This window comes from Clostridium sp., assembly GCF_051278035.1.
GTDB lineage: Bacteria > Bacillota > Clostridia > Clostridiales > Clostridiaceae > Clostridium_AD.
Genome location: NZ_JBNMNU010000227.1, coordinates 1 through 5,782, shown reverse-complemented (window position 1 = coordinate 5,782; position 5,782 = coordinate 1). Strand labels below are relative to the sequence as shown.

Genomic DNA, 5,782 nt, shown 5'->3' with positions numbered 1-5,782 from the left:
GGTGTAGTTTTAGATTAACATATACACCATAGTTATCAAAAAAATTACTTAAGAGAAGTTGCAGATATATTACAAAAAAAATTATTGTAGAGTATAGTTTTAGAAGATATAACACAAAAATGGATATTAATATTAGTTCAATTAGTATAGATGATAATTTCAATTATGAGGTAATTGCTTATGATATTTATGAAAAAAGAAACAAAAAATATGAGATTTTTTGTTATTGGTCTGTAAGATCAAAATATTTGAGAAGATATATTGTTAATACGATTATATCTTTGATTCTAAATGTTGAATTGAATGAAAAACTCTATGTTGCACGAAATACTAAAAAGCCACTGAACTATTATGAACTTAGATTAACAACTGCAACTAGAAATATAAGACTTGATTTACAATTGGTTAGTAAAATCTTAAAAGAGTATCTAAATGCTAAACAAGTTAAAATTTTGGATTACACAATCTTTGAAGCTATTTATTATTTTAGGATTTTTGCAATAGAACCAAGGTATATTGATAATCTTATTTTAATTCATAAATATACAACAGAGTTATGGGAAAATGGATCAAAGTATATGCATTTTTATACTCTTCATAATCAATCGCATGCTGTTCAACTAATAAAAAATATTAATAGTTTTATTAAAGCTATTGACTACTTCAAAATCTCAAAGGTTGATTATTATATTCTATATATTGCTTGCTATTTACACGATATTTCTATGGTTATATATCCCAAAGAAAAACGATTTTTGACCAAAGATTGGGACGATGCCAATTTAATTTATATGTCGTTCATAGAGGAACTAAAAGGCAAAGAGTATTATGGTGCAATAGAACAGCAAAGTATGAAAGAACTTCTTTTAAATGTATATAAAAAAATAGATACTCTGTTTGAGAATGAAGTTAGAGTAAATCACGCAAAAGATAGTGCTAATTATATTAGAGATAGTAAGGATTTATTATTTGTTGATGAGTCCATATTAGATATTGTAGCAGAGGTTTCCTATTCACATGGTATGGATTGCAGAGATATATACCATTTAAAATCTTTAGCAAAAAATCACTTAGTTAGTAAAAAACATATGATGGTTCTTATAAGGCTTGCCGACTTATTTGATATGAGTGAAAACAGAGTCTCAATACCATTGTTTTATAAAAACAAAGAAAATATGTCTTCAACAAGCAAGTTTCATTGGATTTCTCATCTGATAACTGGAAAATTTAATATAATTAATACTTATAAATTAAATGAGCCGAAGCTTGATGACAATAATCAAAGTTATTTTAAACCAAAAGGCATTAATGAAATAATTACAATTGAAATAGACATTCATTTAAATCAATTAACAACTATAGAAAATAAAAAGCGATGTAATAAAATATGTATGAGGAGGTATGATAAGAAAAATGAAATTTACTTAGATATAAAAAGTAAGAAAAAAGAATGCAAACAGGAGAAATGTAATTTCCTATGCAAATGGTTTATGCAGAAAAATGATTATATAATTGAAGAATTATATTATTTACAGAATTATTTAGAAGAGGTTGAAAGTTATTTTAAAACTAGTTTTGTTATTAAGTTAAAATTAGTTGATAATAATGTACTTAGATCAGAAGATTTTGATGACTTAAAAAATTATATATCAACGTAATAAGGAAGTAATTTCCGAGGGTGTAAATTATTTTGTGTATTCTCTTTCTTTAAGCAAAAAGATTGAATTATTTAATTATGAAAAAATGTTAATATAGTTGATGAATTTGTTAAAGTTTCATTGCTTCTCAGTATAAAATTTCCAATTTTCATTTTTATTATACCCTTTAAATCGAAGTATAGGGTAATACTGATAAGCAATTTCAGCAGTTATTGATGAATCATACATGAACGGACGACCTCTGGGTGGTCCGTTTTAATTGTTTAACTTGATAAAATCTTAGGGGCTTGTGGGACGGAGTCCGTAAGCTACGCTCCTTCATTTAACATCTCACTAAATAATATATTGAGTTGGCTAATAACAAGATCCCAATTTGGGTATATTCTAGTCCATTTATTGCTTACTTTTTCAGTTGCCAAATATAGCATCTTCATAAGGCTCTCATCGTTCGGAAATATAAGCTTTGTCTTAGTGACTTTTCTAAATTGACTGTTAAGACTTTCTATAGCATTTGTGGTATAAATAATTCTACGAATATAATCTGGAAATACAAAGAAAGTTATAATATTATCCCAATTGTCTTCCCAGCTATACTAAATGTAGCAATGTGAATTTAGCAGAGCACAACATTAAATTTGTAGCTTTAGCTCAGTCAAAGAGACAATTTGCAAGTGAGGCTGGCATAACTTATTATGGGAAGATAGTAGATATAAAAGTTGTGAAAAGAAATGTGATAAGAGAGATTTCAAGTGACTCTGAAGAGGATTACTATGTTTTTAAAATAGAAAAATGGAAGAAGCTTCATAGGAGGATTGAAGTGAAAGCCTATCAGGTGGTAAGGGTGATGTACACTACGGAATATTTACTTAATAATGCTAAAATAGTTACGAAGCTATGCATTAGGTCTAAAGAAGAATACAGATTATGGCGAGAGCTAAAGAGGATAAGTTCTTTAACTGAGACGGAAACTGGGAAAAGCATTAATAAGGATAGTAGCATTGTGGGTTTTTCTATAGTTGGAATGTAGATAGGTATAGAGGAGGACAAAATCAAGGTAGAGTGCAATGGGGGTTCATATGGATTTACTAAGTTTGAGTTTAACAGGGGGCCTAGGTGGGTAATGGAGAGGATATTTGATATAAGAACGGGTGTGCTTAATTAGGTATTTCTTAAAAATTTATTAACGATGATATAAGCCAAGGATATTAAAAATGTCCTTGGCTTATGTTATAATTGTTTTAATTTAAAAAGTTTATTCAAAAGGTGGTTTTAAATAAATATGAATATAGAAAAATCTAATATATATAAAGAGTTTGTAAGTGGTATAAAAACTCAAATAAAGAATTCTCAGCAAAAAGCTTTATTAGCTGTAAATAAAGAGTTGTTACTATTATATTGGAACATAGGTAACATAATATTAATTTATCAAGATAAAGAAGGTTGGGGAGCTAAAATAATTGATAATATTTCAAAAGAAGTAAAGGATGAGTTCCCAGATTTGAAGGGGTTTTCACCAAGAAATTTAAAGTATATGCGTAAGTTTGCATCAGAATATCAGGATATTGTATTTGTGCAACAAGTGGTTGCACAAATTACATGGTCGCATAATATCATATTGATGGATAAATAAGTGATATAAAAAAAAGAATTCGGTATTTAAATAAGACAATAGAAAATGGTTGGAGTAGAAATACGTTAGTGCATCAAATTGAAAGTAATTTATTTGAAAGACAACATAATGAGATAAAGACAACAAATTTTATGGAAAAGTTAGAAGCACCTAATAATAAGCTGGCTGTAGATGCTTTAAAAGATCCATATATATTTGATTTTATTACAATGACAGAAGAGATGAATGAAAGAGATATAGAAAAACAATTAATTAAAAAGGTTACAAAATTATTATTAGAGCTTGGCTCTGGCTTTGCACTTATAGGTAATCAATATAAACTTCAAGTTGGTGGAGATAATTATTGTTTAGATTTATTATTTTATAACCTTAAATTAAGATGTTATGTAGTAATAGAATTAAAAACTGGTAAATTTAAAGCGGAGTATGCAGGAAAATTAAATTTTTATCTTTCAGCGGTTGATGATATATTAAAAACTGAAGTTGATAACCCCTCAATAGGTATAATATTATGTAAGGAAAAGAATAGACTTGTAGCAGAATACTCACTTAAAGATATGACAAAGCCAATAGGTGTAAGTGAGTATAAACTATTAGAGAGAATTCCAGAGGAATTAAAGGGAACATTGCCATCAATAGAAGAAATAGAAGATACGTTAGATTAATTTTGGTATAAGTGCTCTGATGCCCTGAAAAGAATGGAACTAATTAACATAGGCTGATGATATGAAATGTATCATTGGCTTATATTATAAAACAACTAAGGTAACTGTGATTTGGTAGCAAACAGTAAGGCATTAGTGGATTTTTTAGGATATTTATTTTTAATTAAAGATTGTTTATCAATATCCATATAGAAATATAAGAACATATACTAGTTTTTTAAATCACAGTTGATCCATCGCCGAATTCAGAATCATATGTAACAGATATAGAAAACTTCAGGTTATAGGAGTTTCTAATGGAGAAAATGAAAAAGAGGCATTTTATAACTTAATGAGCCAAAGCAAGAATTTGGTGGAAACATCATTTGCTATGAATATTTTAACTCATACTACTCAAGGCACTGAGTATAATGTGTTTATTAATCTTAAACCACGTGCTTATTGTGAGGGAAAAGAATATAATAGAGAAAAATGGAACTCCATAGAGATAGATGGTCAATTTAAAGGTAATAGAAATAGATAGAACAAATATCTGTTGATTAAGTAAAAGAATTATAAGGGGCAGTGAAAAATAATGGATAGTTCAGGTAAAAAGAAAATAATTAAGTTGTTTGAATTTCTAAAACAATTCAACGATATAAAGAATCCAGTAATGTTGGATGTGAATAACCAACAATGGATAAAATGGATGGATAGTATTCCAGAACATGAAACAATAAAGAACAATATATATAATTTTCAATATGATAGTGAAACTCTATTTAGTGTTGATAAACCCAAGTTAAGAGAATGTCCTCTTCCACCAGAGAAAATTAAAGAGTGGTTAGAAAAAGGCTGGAAGGATATAAGTAAGGAAGTTGTGGTAAAGCAATACATAGAGAAAATCGAATATGAGATAGATTCTGATAATAATGAAGTGAGTAAATTAATAACAATAAGTTTAGAAGAAGATAATGATAGATTAGATCAACTTAATATATGGAAAGAACTAAGAGCAAAATGGGCTTACGAAGAAAGTAAGGCAAGGAAAGCTGATGCTGTATATAATGAATTGTACTCACTTTATTCAATTTTAAAGAAGGAAGCAGAAGCTTTAGAATTAGTTCTAGGCGACGGTATTTTAAGTTATTTAGGGAATAAAGAAATAACCCATCCATTATTATTGCAAGGTGTAAATTTAGTGTTTGATGCCAATATACCACAGTTTAAAATAAATATATCAGAAGAAAGAGGTCCAGAATTATATAAGAGCCTATTTAGTAATATAACTGAGTCTAATTATGAGCTATTATCAAGCATATATGAAGAGTTTGAAACTAGTCAATTTACACCATATGAAATATTGGAAAGCAATTCATTTTTAACTAGACTTTCACATGCACTAGCGTCAGATGGAACATTTTTAGAGAATTTAGAAGAATATGAAAAGGTAAGAAATTATCCGCAAATTTATAGAAGACCTGTATTGTTTGTACGGAAAAGAAATCTTGGATTTGGTGTAGCTATAGATTCAATAATAGAGGACATTGGCAATACACAATCATTGCCAGGTTTTTTATGTGATATAGTTGGAATTGAAAATGATAATCAAAAAGTAAAAGAGCAAAGTAACAAGTCTGAAAACAATTTTTTAAGTGTGAATGGAATAGATGAAGATATATTATTAACAAAGCCAGCTAATGCAGAACAATTAGCGGTAGCTAAGCACTTAGAGAGAAATGGGGCAGTTTTAGTTCAAGGGCCTCCAGGTACAGGGAAAACTCATACAATTGCTAATATGGTGGGTCACTTATTATCACAAGGTAAGAGTATATTAATTACCAGTTACA

At 28.5% G+C, this 5,782-nt stretch carries 6 protein-coding genes and 1 pseudogene; 6 read left to right on the top strand and 1 reads right to left on the bottom strand.

Annotated elements, in window-relative coordinates; all coding sequences use genetic code 11:
• Positions 1 to 119 precede the first annotated feature (119 nt).
• Complete coding sequence (locus ACJAX4_RS21575; protein ID WP_435791501.1) at positions 120 to 1,658, top strand: HD domain-containing protein; 1,539 nt, start codon at positions 120 to 122, stop codon at positions 1,656 to 1,658.
• A 308-nt stretch (positions 1,659 to 1,966) separates the two neighbouring features.
• Here ACJAX4_RS21575 and ACJAX4_RS21570 read toward each other — a convergent pair.
• Positions 1,967 to 2,248 (bottom strand): annotated as a pseudogene (locus ACJAX4_RS21570) (transposase); the annotation flags it as partial.
• Between the two features lie 17 nt (positions 2,249 to 2,265).
• Here ACJAX4_RS21570 and ACJAX4_RS21565 point away from each other — a divergent pair.
• The 5 genes from ACJAX4_RS21565 to ACJAX4_RS21545 form a co-directional block, all read left to right on the top strand.
• Positions 2,266 to 2,685, top strand: a complete 420-nt coding sequence (locus ACJAX4_RS21565; RefSeq protein ID WP_435791500.1) for a hypothetical protein — start codon at positions 2,266 to 2,268, stop codon at positions 2,683 to 2,685.
• A gap of 252 nt (positions 2,686 to 2,937) precedes the next feature.
• Positions 2,938 to 3,288 carry a DUF1016 N-terminal domain-containing protein gene (locus tag ACJAX4_RS21560; RefSeq protein ID WP_435791499.1) on the top strand — a complete coding sequence of 117 codons (351 nt, stop codon included), beginning with the start codon at positions 2,938 to 2,940 and terminating at the stop codon, positions 3,286 to 3,288.
• 68 nt (positions 3,289 to 3,356) lie between these two features.
• Positions 3,357 to 3,953, top strand: coding sequence for a PDDEXK nuclease domain-containing protein (locus ACJAX4_RS21555; RefSeq protein WP_435791498.1), 597 nt, complete (start codon positions 3,357 to 3,359; stop codon positions 3,951 to 3,953).
• 331 nt (positions 3,954 to 4,284) lie between these two features.
• The gene (locus ACJAX4_RS21550) at positions 4,285 to 4,476 is read left to right on the top strand and encodes a hypothetical protein (RefSeq protein ID WP_435791497.1); all 192 of its coding nucleotides are present in this window, start codon (positions 4,285 to 4,287) and stop codon (positions 4,474 to 4,476) included.
• Between the two features lie 51 nt (positions 4,477 to 4,527).
• On the top strand, positions 4,528 to 5,782 hold a 1,255-nt coding region (locus ACJAX4_RS21545), incomplete at its 3' end, for an AAA domain-containing protein (protein WP_435791496.1).

Coding starts and splice junctions, on each gene's coding strand:
- ACJAX4_RS21575 (WP_435791501.1), top strand. CDS start 120: ATGGATATTAATATTAGTTCAATTAGTATAGATGATAATTTCAATTAT.
- ACJAX4_RS21560 (WP_435791499.1), top strand. CDS start 2,938: ATGAATATAGAAAAATCTAATATATATAAAGAGTTTGTAAGTGGTATA.
- ACJAX4_RS21550 (WP_435791497.1), top strand. CDS start 4,285: ATGAGCCAAAGCAAGAATTTGGTGGAAACATCATTTGCTATGAATATT.